At 59.2% G+C, this 16,326-nt stretch carries 12 protein-coding genes; 7 read left to right on the plus strand and 5 right to left on the minus strand.

The annotated features are described in order from the left end of the window. Positions 1–66: 66 nt before the first annotated feature. Positions 67–2,526, plus strand: coding sequence for an EAL domain-containing protein (locus tag KBP52_RS26845; protein WP_212621329.1), 2,460 nt, complete (start codon positions 67–69; stop codon positions 2,524–2,526). A 46-nt stretch (positions 2,527–2,572) separates the two neighbouring features. After that, positions 2,573–3,367 carry an iron-containing redox enzyme family protein gene (locus tag KBP52_RS26850; RefSeq protein WP_212621330.1) on the plus strand — a complete coding sequence of 265 codons (795 nt, stop codon included), beginning with the start codon at positions 2,573–2,575 and terminating at the stop codon, positions 3,365–3,367. A 135-nt stretch (positions 3,368–3,502) separates the two neighbouring features. On the opposite strand, the gene KBP52_RS26855 is transcribed toward KBP52_RS26850, so the two are convergent. The 5 genes from KBP52_RS26855 to KBP52_RS26875 form a co-directional block, all read right to left on the minus strand. Next, complete coding sequence (locus tag KBP52_RS26855; protein WP_064391448.1) at positions 3,503–4,429, minus strand: GGDEF domain-containing protein; 927 nt, start codon at positions 4,427–4,429, stop codon at positions 3,503–3,505. Between the two features lie 361 nt (positions 4,430–4,790). Further along, positions 4,791–5,531 (minus strand): YciK family oxidoreductase, encoded by a 741-nt coding sequence (locus KBP52_RS26860; RefSeq protein WP_007908397.1) that lies wholly within the window; start codon positions 5,529–5,531, stop codon positions 4,791–4,793. A gap of 72 nt (positions 5,532–5,603) precedes the next feature. Next, the gene (gene mupP, locus KBP52_RS26865; RefSeq protein ID WP_038364376.1) at positions 5,604–6,275 is read right to left on the minus strand and encodes an N-acetylmuramic acid 6-phosphate phosphatase MupP; all 672 of its coding nucleotides are present in this window, start codon (positions 6,273–6,275) and stop codon (positions 5,604–5,606) included. A 4-nt stretch (positions 6,276–6,279) separates the two neighbouring features. Further along, positions 6,280–6,978: a bifunctional 2-polyprenyl-6-hydroxyphenol methylase/3-demethylubiquinol 3-O-methyltransferase UbiG gene (gene ubiG, locus KBP52_RS26870; protein ID WP_007908399.1), complete on the minus strand. Its 699-nt coding sequence runs from the start codon at positions 6,976–6,978 to the stop codon at positions 6,280–6,282. Positions 6,979–7,034: 56 nt separating this feature from the next. Next, positions 7,035–8,369, minus strand: a complete 1,335-nt coding sequence (locus KBP52_RS26875) for a TRZ/ATZ family hydrolase (RefSeq protein ID WP_212621331.1) — start codon at positions 8,367–8,369, stop codon at positions 7,035–7,037. Between the two features lie 108 nt (positions 8,370–8,477). On the opposite strand from KBP52_RS26875, the gene mtnA reads away from it, so the two are divergent. The 5 genes from mtnA to hisC all read left to right on the plus strand — a co-directional run bounded on the left by mtnA (position 8,478) and on the right by hisC (position 16,312). Beyond that, positions 8,478–9,554, plus strand: a complete 1,077-nt coding sequence (gene mtnA, locus KBP52_RS26880) for an S-methyl-5-thioribose-1-phosphate isomerase (protein WP_025113083.1) — start codon at positions 8,478–8,480, stop codon at positions 9,552–9,554. 425 nt (positions 9,555–9,979) lie between these two features. Next, positions 9,980–12,754 carry a DNA gyrase subunit A gene (gene gyrA, locus KBP52_RS26885; RefSeq protein WP_212621332.1) on the plus strand — a complete coding sequence of 925 codons (2,775 nt, stop codon included), beginning with the start codon at positions 9,980–9,982 and terminating at the stop codon, positions 12,752–12,754. Between the two features lie 252 nt (positions 12,755–13,006). Next, positions 13,007–14,092 carry a 3-phosphoserine/phosphohydroxythreonine transaminase gene (gene serC, locus KBP52_RS26890; protein WP_212621333.1) on the plus strand — a complete coding sequence of 362 codons (1,086 nt, stop codon included), beginning with the start codon at positions 13,007–13,009 and terminating at the stop codon, positions 14,090–14,092. After that, on the plus strand, positions 14,092–15,186 hold the full coding sequence (gene pheA, locus KBP52_RS26895) for a prephenate dehydratase (RefSeq protein WP_007908404.1): 1,095 nt from the start codon (positions 14,092–14,094) through the stop codon (positions 15,184–15,186). The genes serC and pheA overlap by 1 nt, the downstream gene beginning before the upstream one ends. Positions 15,187–15,199: 13 nt before the next feature. Continuing rightward, on the plus strand, positions 15,200–16,312 hold the full coding sequence (gene hisC / locus KBP52_RS26900) for a histidinol-phosphate transaminase (protein ID WP_077574022.1): 1,113 nt from the start codon (positions 15,200–15,202) through the stop codon (positions 16,310–16,312). Positions 16,313–16,326: the final 14 nt, after the last annotated feature.

The raw sequence follows: 16,326 nt of genomic DNA on the forward strand, positions 1-16,326 counted from the left end.
CTAGGCTGAGCTGTCAGGAGCGGGATTTTCCGGTGTTCATCTGGCAGTGCTTGCGCAAGGGATCTCATGAAGCAAAAGCGGACTCTCGGAACGCCACGGTTGTTGGGCATCGTCTGGCCATTTATTGCCGTCGTGTTATTTCAAGCGTTATTGGGCGGCGTGAGTCTTTACGTGCTCTCGGCCGTTCGCGGCTATGTCGCTGGTGAAAGCCTTTGGTCCAAAGGCCAGAAAGACGCGATCTATTACCTCAATCTGTACGCCGACAGCCGCGACGAGGCAATTCTCCTCAAATACCGCAACGCGATTGCCGTGCCACAGGGCGGGCATCAGTTGCGTCTGGCGCTGGATCATCAGCCGCCGGATCTGACCGCAGCGCGTGAAGGTATTCTCAAGGGCGGCAACCACCCGGATGACGTCTCCAGCCTGATCTGGCTGTACCTCAACTTCCGCCATTTCAGTTATCTGGAAACTGCCATTGATCGTTGGACGGTCGGTGACGCCTATCTGGTCGAACTGGATGACGTAGCGCAGGAGATGCACCGCAGCATCTCGCAGAACACCGCCAACAGTGCCGATGTCCAGCGCTGGAAGGCGCGGATTTTCGCTATCAACGATGGTGTGACGCCGGCCGCGAAAGCCTTCAGCGATGCTTTGGGCGAAGGCTCGCGGATGATCATGCGTCTGCTGCTGTTCACCAACCTGGCCACGGCACTTGGGCTGATCGTGCTGGCCTTGTGGCGCACACACAAATTGCTCAAACAGCGCCACGCTTTTGCCGAGGCGCTGCAACTGGAGAAGGATCGGGCGCACGTCACGCTGCATTCGATCGGTGATGGCGTCATCACCACCGATGTCAGCGGCGCCATTGATTACATGAACCCGGCCGCCGAAGCCATGACCCACTGGAAGGCTGAGCAGGCGGCCGGCCTGCCGCTGGCCGCGCTGTTCAATTTGCTCGACGACAACGCTCAGGCTGAAGGCCTGACGCTGATCGAGCACATTCTCAGCGGCCAGCTCAGTGGCGGCAGCGAGCATTCGAAACTGATCCAGCGCCTGGATGGCACGACATTGTCGGTGACGCTGGTCGGCGCGCCGATCCGCAATGCCGGCAAGGTCAGCGGCACGGTGCTGGTATTGCACGACATGACTCAGGAGCGGCAATACATCGCCAATCTGTCGTGGCAGGCGACCCATGATGCGCTGACCGGGCTGGCCAATCGTCGCGAGTTCGAATACCGGCTGGAGCAGGCACTGCACAACCTCACGCGCCATTCCGCTCGGCATGCGCTGATGTTCCTCGACCTCGATCAATTCAAACTGGTCAACGACACCTGTGGTCACGCCGCCGGTGATGAGTTGTTGCGGCACATTTGTACGCTGTTGCAATCGGGGCTGCGCGAGGGCGATACGCTGGCACGACTTGGCGGCGATGAGTTCGGCATTCTGCTGGAGAACTGCGCGCCGGACGCGGCGGAGAAGATTGCCGAGGCGCTGCGCCAGACTGTGCAGAATCTGCATTTTGTCTGGAAGGGGCGGCCGTTCCTGACCACGGTGAGCATTGGTCTGGTGCATATCACGCAGACCCCGACCACCCTTGAATCCTCATTACGCGCCGCCGATATGGCCTGTTACATGGCCAAGGAGAAGGGCCGCAACCGGGTGCAGGTCTACCACGCCGACGATTCCGAGCTGTCGCTGCGCTTTGGTGAAATGGCTTGGGTGCAACGTCTGCACATGGCGCTGGAAGAAGACCGCTTTTGTCTGTACGCCCAGGAAATCGCCCCGCTCAAGCCGGGCGACAACAAGGGTGGGCACATCGAGATTCTGCTGCGACTGCATGATGAAGCCGGGCGGATGATTCTGCCGGACAGTTTCATTCCTGCTGCCGAGCGTTATGGTTTGATGAGTCAACTGGATCGTTGGGTAGTTCAGAACGTATTCAAGGTTATTGCTCAATGTATTGCGCAAGAACATCAAGAGCCTTTAGCAATGTGTGCGATTAATCTGTCAGGCATTACTATAGGAGATGACGCGTTTTTGCACTTTCTGCGCGAGCAGTTTGTTAACTACGCAATACCGCCTGAAATGATTTGTTTTGAAATTACAGAAACCAGTGCAATTGCAAATCTCGGCAGTGCAATAAGATTTATTAATGAACTCAAAGGCTTAGGTTGCTACTTTTCGTTAGATGACTTTTGCGCCGGAATGTCTTCATTCGCTTATCTGAAACATTTGCCTGTAGACTTCCTGAAGATCGACGGGAGTTTCGTAAAGGATATGCTGGACGACCCGATTAACCGCGCAATGGTCGAAGTGATCAATCACATCGGGCATGTCATGGGTAAGCAGACAATTGCCGAGTTTGTTGAAACAACCCAGATCGAGCAGGCACTGCTTGAAATTGGTGTGGATTACGCTCAGGGTTATGTTATAGAACGCCCACAGTTGTTTACCTGTGACAGTTTGCAAAGTCGGCCCGCCAGACCGCAACCGCTGTTATTCAAAGCGCCTGGCACGTTCCGTTGAAGTCTCTCGCCGATCCTTACAATCACAAATCAAAAGGAGCCGAACAGTGATCGACACATTCAACCGAACCGGACCACTCATGGAAGCTGCAAGTTATCCAGCCTGGGCGCAACAGCTCATACAGGATTGCAGCGAGAGCAAGCGCCGGGTTGTCGAACATGAACTTTACCTGCGCATGCGTGATAACAAGCTCAGCGCCAGAACCATGCGTCAGTACCTGATCGGGGGCTGGCCGGTGGTTGAGCAGTTCGCGTTGTACATGGCGCAGAATCTCACCAAAACCAGATTTGCCCGTCACCCGGGCGAAGACATGGCGCGGCGCTGGCTGATGCGCAATATCCGCGTTGAACTCAATCACGCCGATTACTGGGTGCATTGGAGTCGTTCCCATGGCGTCAGCCTGGAAGACCTTCAGGCCCAGCATGTGCCGCCCGAACTGCATGCCTTGAGTCATTGGTGCTGGCACACCAGTTCTGCCGACTCGCTGATCGTGGCCATTGCCGCCACCAACTATGCCATCGAAGGCGCGACCGGGGAGTGGTCGGCGCTGGTTTGCTCCACCGGCGTATATGCCGCAGCGTTTCCCGAAGAGGATCGCAAGCGCGCGATGAAGTGGCTGAAGATGCATGCCCAGTATGACGATGCCCACCCTTGGGAAGCGCTGGAAATCATCTGTACCCTGGCCGGGATGAACCCGAGCAAGGCCTTGCAGACCGAGTTGCGTCAGGCGGTGTGCAAGAGCTACGACTACATGTATCTGTTTCTGGAGCGTTGCATGCAACTGGAAACGTCGGAGCGCTTGTTGGTCAACCGAGAGCGCAGGGCGGTAGTCGAGAGCTGATTTCGGCTTAACGCAAAACCAATGTGGGAGCGAGCCTGCTCGCGAAGGCGGTCCGTCAGTCAACTCATGGTTGAATGTCAGATTGCTTTCGCGAGCAGGCTCGCTCCCACACTGTTTTGTATTGGCTGGAAAGCCTTAGCCGGCCATGGCCAACCGGTTGCGACCTTCACGTTTGGCCACATACAGCGCACTGTCAGCGCGGCGCAGCAAGCTGTCAGCCGATTCGCCCGGTAACAACGTCGAACATCCCAGGCTTACAGTCAATTCGATCAACTGCCCGTCCGCATAGTATTCCGCTGCCTGCGTCGCATAACGCAGCCGTTCGCCGACCATTGCGGCCGCATCCCGGCTGGTATTGGACAGCAGCACCAGAAACTCTTCGCCACCGTAACGAAACACCATGTCGACGTTGCGCAGTTGCGCCTTGATGGTCGCGGCGATGGCTTTAAGTACGTCATCGCCGGCGCTGTGGCCATGGCTGTCGTTGACCCGTTTGAAGTGATCGATGTCGAGCATCAACACCGAGAGCGGCTGCACATGCCGACGCGACATGTCGATCTCGCGCTGCAAGGTCTGCTCCATGGCGATGCGGTTGCCGGCGCCGGTCAGCGGATCACGCAGGGCGCTCTGCGTGGCAGCGCGGTAGAGCAGGGCATTGCGCATCGGGTACAGCAGCGACGACAACAGCGATTCAAGGTTGCCCTGATCCAGTTCGTTGAAGCGCTGGTTGCGGCGGAATATCAGTTCGCCCATGTGCTCGCCTTCGTGGCTCAGGCTATAGCTGATCGAGTGGTGGCCGCGAGTACCGAACTCCAGGCGCAAATCACTGCCCTGGTGCACATAACTGAGCGCGTCCAGCGGCACGAGGCGCTGAACTTCGCGGAAAAACAGACCGAGGATGCGTTGCGGCTCAAGGCTGGTCTGCAGTTGCAGGCTCATTTGCTGGCGCAGTTGCGCCAGGCTGGCCGGTCGCTCCAGAAGGGGAGGCAGTTGACCAAAGCCCAGGCGTTGCAATTTGGCACTGTCAAAGTCAATTGCATTGGTCTGGGAGGGTGATTTCATATGGCGTGAACCCTTAGCGGTAAGTCCGTCTTACAGGCTGGGTGAGAGCGGCTATGGGCTGCGCGTCATACTGATCCATCAGTCCCGTAGGACGTTTGGCGTAAGTCTAGTCTGCCGGATGACGATTAGTCAGCTATCGAAATCGGCTTCGCCCCATTGCCTTCACGCGGCTTGCTTTGAGGGAGATTAGAGCGAAAGTCGTGCCATTCAGTTCGGTTTTATTTAAACCGTTTGTAATCAATGGCTTGGCTTTGAAGGTGTGAGGTAGGTGCTGGAAAATTGACTGGATTGTGACGCTCTCGGGCGGCAAATGCATGCCGCGACAGGAATCTGCCGCGGCAACAAATGCGACGTATGGCAGTTATTGCGCGTTGAACGCCTGACCGTTGATGCCGGTGCTGTCAGGGCCCATCAGGTACAGGTAAACCGGCATGATTTCTTCCGGTGTCGGATTGTTCAGTGGGTTTTCGCCCGGATAGGCTTGCGCACGCATGCTTGTGCGGGTGCCGCCCGGGTTGATGCTGTTGGAGCGTACTGGCGCCACACCGTCGACTTCATCGGCCAGGGTTTGCATCAGACCTTCGGTGGCGAACTTCGACACGCCATAGGCGCCCCAGTACGCCCGACCCTTGCGGCCGACGCTGCTGGAAGTGAACACCACCGATGCATCCTGTGACAGCTTGAGCAGCGGCAGCAGGGTGCTGGTCAGCATGAACATGGCGTTGACGTTGACCTGCATGACGCGCATGAAGTTTTCGCCGGACAACTGCTCGATCGGCGTGCGTGGGCCGATGATCGAAGCGTTGTGCAGCAAACCGTCGAGGTGGCCGAATTCGGCTTCGATCATCGCTGCCAGTTCATCGTACTGATGAGGCAGGGCGGTTTCGAGGTTGAACGGAATCACCGCCGGTTGCGGATGGCCTGCCGCTTCGATTTCGTCGTAGACCTGGGTCAGATTGGCTTCGGTCTTGCCCAGCAGCAATACCGTAGCGCCATGAGCGGCGTAGGTTTTCGCCGCAGCCGCACCAATGCCACGACCGGCACCGGTGACCAGAATGACCCGATCCTTGAGCAATTCGGGACGAGCGGAGTAATCAAACATAAAAACCTCATCAAGTCAGATCGTTCCCACGCTCTGCGTGGGAATGCAGCCAGTGACGCTCTGCGTCAGGTCTCAGCAGCTGCAAAGCGCGCTATCGAGCACCTTGCGCAACTCCGACGGATGATCCACCACCACGTCCGCACCCCAATGACGTGGGTTGTCGTCCGGGTGGATGTAGCCGAACGTCACCGCTGCCGTTTTCGTACCGGCATCGCGCCCCGATTCGATATCGCGCAGATCATCGCCGACAAACAGCACCGTCGATGGATCCAGATCAAGCATCTTGCATGCAAGGATCAACGGCTCCGGATCCGGCTTGCTGTTTTTCACGTGATCCGGGCAGATCAGCAGTGCCGAACGCTCGGCCAGCCCCAGTTGTTGCATGATCGGCTCGGCAAAGCGCAGCGGCTTGTTGGTGACCACGCCCCAGATCAAATTGGCCTTTTCGATGTCGGCGAGCAGTTCACCCATACCGTCGAACAGCTTGCTGTGCACCGCGCAACCGACCAGATAGCGCTCGAGGAACTCCAGACGCAGTTCTTCGAAGCCCGGCGACTCGGGGTCCATCGAGAACGTCACCGCAACCATGGCCTTGGCGCCGCCGGAGATCTCGTCGCGGATGTGCTTGTCGTTGATCGGCGGCAAGCCACGATCGGCGCGCATCGCCTGGCAGATGGCAATGAAGTCCGGCGCCGTGTCGAGCAAGGTGCCGTCCATGTCGAAGAGAACTGCTCTGATGGCCATCGGCTTACTCCTCGCGCAGGGTCTGGATCATGTAGTTGACGTCAACGTCGTTGGCCAGCTTGTAGTGCTTGGTCAGCGGGTTGTAGGTCAGGCCGATGATGTCCTTGACGGTCAGGCCGGCCATGCGGCTCCAGGCACCGAGCTCGGACGGGCGGATGAATTTCTTGAAGTCGTGAGTGCCGCGCGGCAGCAGCTTCATGATGTATTCGGCGCCGATGATGGCGAACAGGTACGCCTTCGGGTTGCGGTTGATGGTCGAGAAGAACACCTGGCCACCGGGCTTGACCATGCGGAAGCAGGCGCGAATCACCGACGACGGATCAGGCACGTGCTCGAGCATTTCCAGGCAAGTGACCACGTCGAACTGCTCAGGCATTTCTTCGGCCAGGGCTTCGGCGGTGATCTGGCGGTATTCGACGCTGACGCCGGATTCCAGCTGATGCAATTGCGCGACCGCCAGTGGCGCTTCGCCCATGTCGATGCCCATCACGGTGGCGCCACGCTGGGCCATGGCTTCGCTGAGGATGCCGCCGCCGCAACCGACGTCGAGGACTTTCTTGCCGGCCAGATTAACCCGCTCGTCAATCCAGTTGACCCGCAGCGGGTTGATGTCGTGCAGCGGTTTGAATTCGCTTTCGCGGTCCCACCAGCGATGGGCCAGGGCTTCGAATTTGGCGATTTCGGCGTGGTCGACATTACTCATGTTAAATCCTCTGAAACTTGAAAAAGGCTGTAGCCCTGGCGTTCGCGCCGGGGTGTTTACGATTCGGTGTGGCCGCTGATGCGCTGGCCCCAGGCCCGGGCGGTGACGCCCAGCTGTTCTTCATCCAGTCGCGTCAGGCGGCGGTCGTCGAGCAGTTGTTTGCCGGCGACCCACAGGTGTTTCACGCAATCGCGACCGGTGGCATATATAAGTTGCGAAACCGGGTCGTACACCGGTTGCTGCGCCAGGCCGGACAGGTCGAAAGCGACGATGTCGGCGGCTTTGCCGATTTCCAGCGAGCCAACCTGTGCTTCGATTCCCAGTGCGCGCGCGCCATTCAGGGTGGCCATGCGCAGCGCCCGATGGGCGTCCAGCGCGGTGGCGGAGCCGGCGACGGCTTTGGCCAGCAGGGCGGCGGTGCGGGTTTCGCCGAGCAGATCGAGATCGTTATTGCTGGCGGCGCCATCGGTGCCGACCGCGACATTTACCCCAGCCTGCCACAAACGCTCGACCGGGCAGAAGCCGCTGGCGAGTTTCAGGTTGGATTCCGGGCAATGGATCACGCTGGTGTTGCTTTCTACCAGCAACGCCAGGTCATCCTCGCTGATCTGGGTCATGTGCACGGCCTGGAAGCGCGGGCCCAGCAGACCGAGACGGCCGAGGCGAGCGAGCGGACGTTCGCCGCGCTGCTCCAGTGACTGCTGAACTTCGAAAGCGGTTTCGTGCACGTGCATGTGGATCGAGGCGTCCAGTTCCTCGGCAATCACGCGGATTTTCTCCAGGTTTTCGTCGCCGACGGTGTACGGTGCATGAGGGCCGAAAGTGATCTTGATCCGTTCATGGTGCTTGAGATCGCCGAACAACTCGACGCCCTGACGAATGGCTTCATCTGCACTGCTGGCGCCCGGAATCGGGAAATCAAGGATCGGAATCGCGATTTGCGCGCGAATGCCGCTGTTATGCACGCGTTCGCTGGCGAATTTCGGAAAGAAATACATGTCCGAGAAACAAGTGATGCCGCCCTTGATCTGCTCGGCGATGGCCAGATCGGTGCCGTCGCGGACGAATTCTTCATCGACCCATTTCGCTTCGGCCGGCCAGATGTGGTTTTCCAGCCAGGTCATCAGCGGCAGATCATCGGCCAGACCGCGGAACAGCGTCATCGCCGCGTGGCCGTGGGCATTGATCAGGCCCGGAGCGAGCAGCACGTCCGGCAGTTCGCGGATTTCCGTGGCGTTACACTTCAATGCTTCGGCGCGCGGGCCGATAAACACGATGCGACCGTCGCGGATGCCCAGGCCGTGCTCCTTGAGCACAACGCCTGCAGGTTCGACGGGTACCAGCCAGGTCGGCAGCAATAATAAGTCGAGCGCAATGGCAGGTTTCGGCATCGAGGGTCGGTTCCAGTGCTTTTGTAAAGGATGGCGAAGTATACCCGAGCGTCTTCGCGGGGGGATCGCTATAATCGGCGGCTTTTGTTCATGAGTGCGGGGTGTAGGATGCGCGATCGACTGTTGGCTGCGGAAAAAGTGAAGGCCATCGATTGGCGTGACGGCGCGCTGCACCTGCTGGATCAGCGTATTTTGCCGTTCGAGGAAACCTGGATTGCCTACACCAGCGCCGCGGGCGTGGCTGAAGCGATTCGCTCGATGGTGGTGCGCGGTGCGCCGGCCATTGGCATCAGTGCGGCTTATGGCATCGTCCTCGCAGCGCGTGCGCGGATCGCTGAGGGCGGCGACTGGTATGCGGCGCTGGAAGAGGATTTCGCTTTGCTGGCGGATTCTCGTCCGACCGCGGTCAATCTTTTCTGGGCCCTGGGGCGCATGCACGATCGCCTCGACCGCCTGAAGGAAAACGCCGATCCGCTGGCGGCGCTCGAAGCCGAAGCCATCGCCATTCACGAAAGCGACCGCGAAGCCAACCTGACCATGGCGCAACTCGGCGTTGATCTGATTCGCAAGCACCAGGGCAATGCCCAGGCGATTCTGACCCACTGCAATACTGGCGCGCTGGCCACTGGCGGTTTCGGCACGGCGCTGGGGGTGATTCGTGCGGCTTATCTGGAAGGCATGGTCGAGCGTGTGTACGCCGACGAAACCCGTCCATGGCTGCAGGGCTCGCGCCTGACTGCGTGGGAGCTGGCCAATGAAGGCATCCCGGTGACGCTGAATGCCGACTCCGCCGCCGCGCACATCATGAAAACCAAAGGCGTGACCTGGGTGATCGTTGGTGCGGACCGCATCACCGCCAACGGCGACGTGGCCAACAAGATCGGCACCTATCAACTGGCGGTCAACGCCATGCACCACGGTGTGCGCTTCATGGTCGTGGCGCCGAGTTCGACCATTGACATGAATCTGGCCAGCGGTGACGACATCCCGATCGAAGAACGTGATGGTGCCGAGTTGCTGGAAGTTGGCGGCAAGCGTGTAGGCGCGGACGTTGAAGCGTTCAACCCGGTGTTTGACGTGACCCCGGCGGACCTGATCGATGCGATCGTCACCGAAAAGGGCATCGTCGAGCGCCCGGATACCGCGAAAATGGCCCAGTTGATGTGCCGCAAGCGCCTGCACTGATTGGCTTGATGTCTGCGTTGTCTTCTTCGCGAGCAGGCTCGCTCCCACAGGTTTTGTGATCACCACAGAACAATGTGGGAGCGAGCCTGCTCGCGAAGGGGCCCTAAATGTCAATAAACATCCCCAAACCAAGCCTGAATTCTGCATTCAAAGAAGCTCTGAGCCTCTCTCGTCCCCGTTAAGCCTGTCACCGGTCAACTAACTATGCTCCATGCGCATCAGGGGGATAGGTGCGTGGCGGCCTTTGTGATAACATCCGGCGTTTTCCGAGGCAGCTCCACGGAGCTGTCTTTACTGCGCAAATCCACTCTTCAGATTGTTGATTTGTCGTAAGTCGGCGCATGGCACTCGGCCTGCCTCGACGAGCTTCGTTGGTCCCATATGGATATGACGAAGTTTCACCAGAAAAAGGAATCAGGCTTCTCATGGGCGAACTGGCCAAAGAAATCCTCCCGGTCAATATCGAAGACGAGCTGAAACAGTCCTACCTCGACTACGCGATGAGCGTGATCGTCGGCCGTGCACTGCCGGATGCGCGCGATGGCCTCAAGCCCGTGCACCGTCGCGTACTGTTCGCGATGAGCGAGCTGGGCAACGACTTCAACAAGCCGTACAAGAAATCTGCCCGTGTTGTCGGCGACGTGATCGGTAAGTATCACCCGCACGGTGATACCGCGGTGTACGACACCATCGTTCGTATGGCTCAGCCTTTCTCCCTGCGCTACCTGCTGGTAGACGGTCAGGGCAACTTCGGTTCGGTCGACGGCGACAACGCTGCGGCCATGCGATACACCGAAGTGCGCATGACCAAGCTGGCGCACGAACTGCTGGCTGACCTGCACAAAGAAACCGTGGACTGGGTGCCGAACTACGACGGCACCGAAATGATCCCGGCGGTCATGCCGACCCGTATTCCCAACCTGCTGGTCAACGGTTCCAGCGGTATCGCCGTGGGCATGGCGACCAACATTCCGCCGCACAACCTCGGTGAAGTCATCGACGGTTGCTTGGCACTCATCGACAACCCTGAGCTGACCGTCGATGAACTGATGCAATACATCCCCGGTCCGGACTTCCCGACCGCTGCGATCATCAACGGTCGCGCCGGCATCATCGAAGCCTACCGCACCGGTCGCGGGCGTATTTACATGCGCGCCCGTTCGATCATTGAAGACATCGACAAGGTCGGTGGTCGTCAGCAGATCGTCATCACCGAACTCCCTTACCAGCTGAACAAGGCGCGTCTGATCGAGAAGATCGCCGAGCTGGTCAAAGAGAAAAAGCTGGAAGGCATCACCGAACTGCGCGACGAGTCCGACAAGGACGGTATGCGCGTCGTGATCGAACTGCGTCGCGGCGAAGTGCCTGAGGTGATCCTCAACAATCTCTACGCCCAGACCCAGCTGCAATCGGTTTTCGGCATCAACATCGTTGCGCTGATCGATGGCCGCCCACGCATCCTGAACCTCAAGGATCTGCTGGAAGCCTTCGTCCGTCACCGTCGCGAAGTCGTTACCCGTCGCACCGTGTTCGAACTGCGCAAGGCGCGTGAGCGTGGCCACATCCTCGAAGGCCAGGCCGTTGCCCTGTCGAACATCGACCCGGTGATTGCCCTGATCAAGGCCTCGCCGACACCGTCGGAAGCGAAAGAAGCGCTGATCAGCACGCCGTGGGAATCCTCGGCCGTGGTCGCGATGGTTGAACGTGCCGGTGCCGATTCGTGCCGTCCGGAAAACCTCGATCCGCAATACGGTCTGCGCGAGGGCAAGTACTTCCTGTCGCCAGAACAGGCGCAAGCCATTCTGGAACTGCGTCTGCACCGTCTGACCGGTCTGGAGCACGAAAAACTGCTGGCCGAGTATCAAGAGATCCTCAACCAGATCGGCGAGCTGATCCGCATCCTCAACAGCGCTGTGCGCCTGATGGAAGTGATCCGCGAAGAGCTGGAAGTGATCCGCGCCGAATACGGCGACGTGCGCCGCACCGAAATTCTCGATGCCCGTCTCGACCTGACCCTGGGTGACATGATCCCGGAAGAAGAGCGCGTCGTGACCATTTCCCACGGTGGCTATGCCAAGACCCAGCCATTGGCTGCGTACCAGGCTCAGCGTCGTGGCGGTAAAGGCAAGTCGGCCACCGGCGTCAAGGATGAGGATTACATTGCTCACCTGCTGGTTGCCAACAGCCACACCACGCTGCTGCTGTTCTCCAGCAAAGGCAAGGTTTACTGGCTGAAGACCTACGAGATCCCGGAAGCGTCCCGCGCCGCCCGTGGTCGTCCGCTGGTCAACCTTCTGCCATTGAGCGAAGGCGAGTACATCACCACCATGCTGCCGGTCGATCTCGAAGCCATGAAGCGTCAGGCTGATGAAGAAGAAGCCGAAGGCGCCGAGGCTGATGTAGAAGAGATCGAAAACAGCAACGAGACTGATGAAGAGCGTCGCGCTCGCATCAAGGCTGCCGACCGCAAGAAAGCACCGTTCATCTTCATGTCGACCGCCAACGGTACTGTGAAGAAGACTCCGCTGGTGGCCTTCAGCCGTCAGCGCAGCGTCGGTCTGATCGCGCTGGAACTGGACGAAGGCGACATCCTGATCTCCGCCGCCATCACCGATGGCGAGCAGGAAATCATGCTGTTCTCCGACGGCGGCAAAGTGACGCGCTTCAAGGAATCCGAAGTTCGCGCCATGGGCCGTACCGCCCGCGGTGTGCGTGGTATGCGTCTGCCGGAAGGGCAGAAGCTGATTTCCATGCTGATTCCGGAAGAAGGCAGCGAAATCCTCACCGCTTCCGAGCGCGGCTACGGCAAGCGTACGGCGATCACCGAGTTCCCTGAGTACAAGCGTGGCGGTCAGGGCGTTATCGCCATGGTCAGCAACGAGCGTAACGGTCGTCTGGTCGGCGCGGTTCAGGTGCAGGACGGTGAAGAAATAATGCTGATCTCCGATCAGGGCACCCTGGTGCGTACCCGTGTCGACGAAGTGTCGAGCCTGGGTCGTAACACTCAAGGTGTCACGCTGATCAAGCTGGCCAAGGATGAAACCCTGGTCGGGCTGGAGCGGGTTCAGGAGCCTTCGGAAATCGAAGGTGAAGAGCTTGAAGGTGAAGAGGGCGAGGAATTCGAAGGCACTGTCGTAAACGACGATGCCGGTGAAGACCAGCAACTCGACGCCGCAGCAGACGAAGAACCGCAAGAATAAGCGGACAAACGAGGGGGCGGATGAAAATTCGCCCCCTTGTTATTTGTCCGGTGTGAAATTTCGTCAGGCAAGGAGATTCCCCTGTAGGAGTGAGCCTGCTCGCGATAGCGGTGTGTCAGTCAGCGAATGTTTATCTGATACACCGCTATCGCGAGCAGGCTCACTCCTACACTGGAAAGCGTTTCATCGCTGTTCCTGTGTCGACGGTCGATACGATTTAATGCGTGATATCAAATCAGAGCGAGATTGGATGTGAGCAAGCGAGCCTTTAACTTCTGCGCCGGTCCTGCGGCGCTTCCTGAAGCTGTCCTGCAACGTGCCCAGGGTGAACTCCTTGATTGGCACGGCAAGGGTCTGTCGGTCATGGAAATGAGCCATCGCAGCGATGAGTTCGTGTCCATCGCCACCCAGGCCGAGCAGGATCTGCGTGACCTGCTGAATATCCCGTCGAACTACAAAGTGCTGTTTCTGCAGGGCGGCGCCAGCCAGCAATTCGCGCAGATCCCACTGAACCTGCTGCCTGAAGGCGGCTCGGCCGACTACATCGATACCGGTATCTGGTCGCAGAAAGCCATCGAAGAAGCTTCGCGCTACGGTCACGTCAACGTTGCCGCCACCGCCAAGCCTTACGACTATTTCGCCATTCCGGGCCAGAACGAGTGGAAGCTGTCGAAAGACGCTGCTTACGTTCACTACGCGCCGAACGAAACCATCGGCGGTCTGGAATTCCAGTGGATCCCGGAAACCGGCGACGTGCCGCTGGTAGCTGACATGTCTTCGGACATTCTGTCGCGTCCAGTCGACATCTCGCGTTTCGGCATGATCTACGCCGGCGCGCAGAAAAACATCGGCCCGAGCGGCATCGTCGTCAACATCATCCGCGAAGACTTGCTGGGCAAAGCACGTTCGCTGTGCCCGACCATGCTCGACTATAAAGTCGCGGCGGATAACGGCTCGATGTACAACACCCCGCCGACCCTGGCCTGGTATCTGTCCGGCCTGGTGTTCCAGTGGCTGAAAGAGCAGGGCGGCGTTGAAGCCATCGCCAAACTGAATGACGTCAAGCAGCGCACACTGTACGACTTCATCGACGCCAGCGGCCTCTACAGCAACCCGATCAACAAGTCGGATCGCTCGTGGATGAACGTGCCGTTTCGTCTGGCTGACGATCGTCTGGACAAGCCGTTCCTCGTCGGTGCCGAAGAGCGCGGCCTGCTCAATCTGAAGGGCCACCGCTCCGTGGGCGGCATGCGCGCCTCCATCTACAACGCCGTCGACATCACCGCGGTTAACACGCTGGTGGCGTACATGGCTGAATTCGAGAAGGAACACGGCTGATGTCCGAGCAAGAACTCAAGGCACTGCGCGTTCGTATTGACGCTCTGGACACCAAAGTCATGGAGCTGATCAGTGAACGTGCGCGTTGCGCCCAGGAAGTCGCGCGAGTAAAGATGGCCTCGCTGGCCGAAGGCGAAGTGCCGGTGTTCTATCGTCCTGAGCGCGAAGCTCAGGTGCTCAAGCGCGTGATGGAGCGCAATCAGGGGCCGCTGGGCAACGAAGAGATGGCGCGGTTGTTCCGCGAAATCATGTCGTCGTGCCTGGCGCTGGAGCAGCCGCTGAAAGTGGCTTACCTCGGCCCTGAAGGCACCTTCACTCAAGCAGCGGCCATGAAGCACTTCGGTCATGCGGTGATCAGCAAGCCAATGGCGGCGATCGACGAAGTGTTCCGTGAAGTGGCGGCTGGTGCGGTGAATTTTGGCGTGGTGCCGGTGGAAAACTCCACCGAAGGCGCGGTCAACCACACGCTGGACAGCTTCCTCGAACACGACATGGTGATCTGTGGCGAAGTCGAGCTGCGTATTCACCATCACCTGTTGGTCGGTGAAAACACCAAGACCGACAGCATCAGTCGCATCTACTCCCACGCGCAGTCGCTGGCTCAGTGCCGCAAGTGGCTGGACGCGCATTACCCGAATGTCGAGCGCGTCGCGGTTTCCAGCAATGCCGAAGCGGCCAAGCGGGTTAAAGGCGAGTGGAACTCGGCGGCGATCGCCGGTGACATGGCGGCAGGGCTGTACGGCCTGACCCGTCTGGCCGAGAAGATCGAAGACCGTCCGGACAACTCGACGCGCTTCCTGATGATCGGTAATCAGGAAGTGCCGCCAACCGGCGACGACAAGACTTCGATCATCGTGTCGATGAGCAACAAGCCTGGCGCGCTCCACGAGCTGCTGGTGCCGTTCCACGACAACGGGATCGACCTGACCCGTATCGAAACGCGTCCGTCGCGCAGCGGCAAATGGACCTACGTGTTCTTCATCGACTTTGTCGGACACCACCGTGATCCGTTGATCAAGGGTGTGCTGGAAAAGATCAGTCAGGAAGCAGTAGCACTCAAAGTGCTGGGTTCCTACCCGAAAGCAGTTCTCTAAGGGGCGGTAGCAAATGAGTGGCAACTTCCTCGCTCTGGCACAGCCGGGCGTGCAACAACTTTCGCCGTACGTTCCGGGCAAGCCTGTGGACGAACTGGCGCGCGAGCTGGATCTGGATCCGGCAAAAATCGTCAAGCTGGCGAGCAACGAAAACCCGTTGGGTGCCAGCCCGAAAGCCTTGGCGGCAATCCGCGAAGAGCTGGCCGAACTGACTCGTTATCCGGACGGCAACGGTTTCGCGCTGAAATCGCTGCTGGCCGAGCAATGCCGTGTCGAGCTGAGCCAGGTCACGCTGGGCAACGGCTCCAACGACATTCTTGAACTGGTTGCGCGCGCCTATCTGGCGCCGGGCCTGAATGCGGTGTTCAGTGAGCACGCTTTCGCTGTGTACCCGATCGCCACTCAGGCAGTTGGCGCGCAAGCCAAAGTAGTGCCGGCCAAGGATTGGGGGCACGACCTGCCGGCGATGCTCGCGGCCATCGATGCCAATACCCGCGTGGTGTTCATCGCCAACCCGAACAACCCGACCGGCACCTGGTTCGGCGCGGAAGCGCTGGACGAGTTCCTGCAGGATGTTCCGGAGCACGTGTTGGTGGTGCTCGACGAGGCGTACATCGAATACGCCGAAGGCAGCGATCTGCCGGACGGTCTGGATTTCCTTGCCGCTTACCCGAATCTGCTGGTCTCGCGCACCTTCTCCAAGGCCTATGGTCTGGCGGCATTGCGCGTTGGCTACGGCCTGTCGACTCCGGTTGTCGCCGATGTGCTGAACCGTGTTCGCCAGCCATTCAACGTTAACAGTCTCGCCCTCGCGGCAGCCTGTGCGGCGCTGAAGGATGAGGAATATCTGGCGCAAAGCCGTCAACTCAACGAGGCGGGCATGCAGCAGTTGCAGGCCGGTTTCCGTGAGTTGGGCTTGAGCTGGATCGAATCCAAAGGCAACTTCATCTGCGTCGATCTCGCTCAAGTCGCGGCCCCGGTGTTTCAGGGCTTGCTGCGTGAAGGCGTGATCGTGCGTCCGGTGGCCAACTACGGCATGCCGAACCACCTGCGAGTGACCATCGGTCTGCCGGCGGAAAACAGCCGCTTCCTCGAAGCGCTGCGCAAGGTTCTGGCTCGTGGGTGATGTCACTGCACTGC

It is taken from the genome of Pseudomonas sp. SCA2728.1_7 (assembly GCF_018138145.1).
In the GTDB taxonomy this organism is placed as follows: domain Bacteria; phylum Pseudomonadota; class Gammaproteobacteria; order Pseudomonadales; family Pseudomonadaceae; genus Aquipseudomonas; species Aquipseudomonas koreensis_A.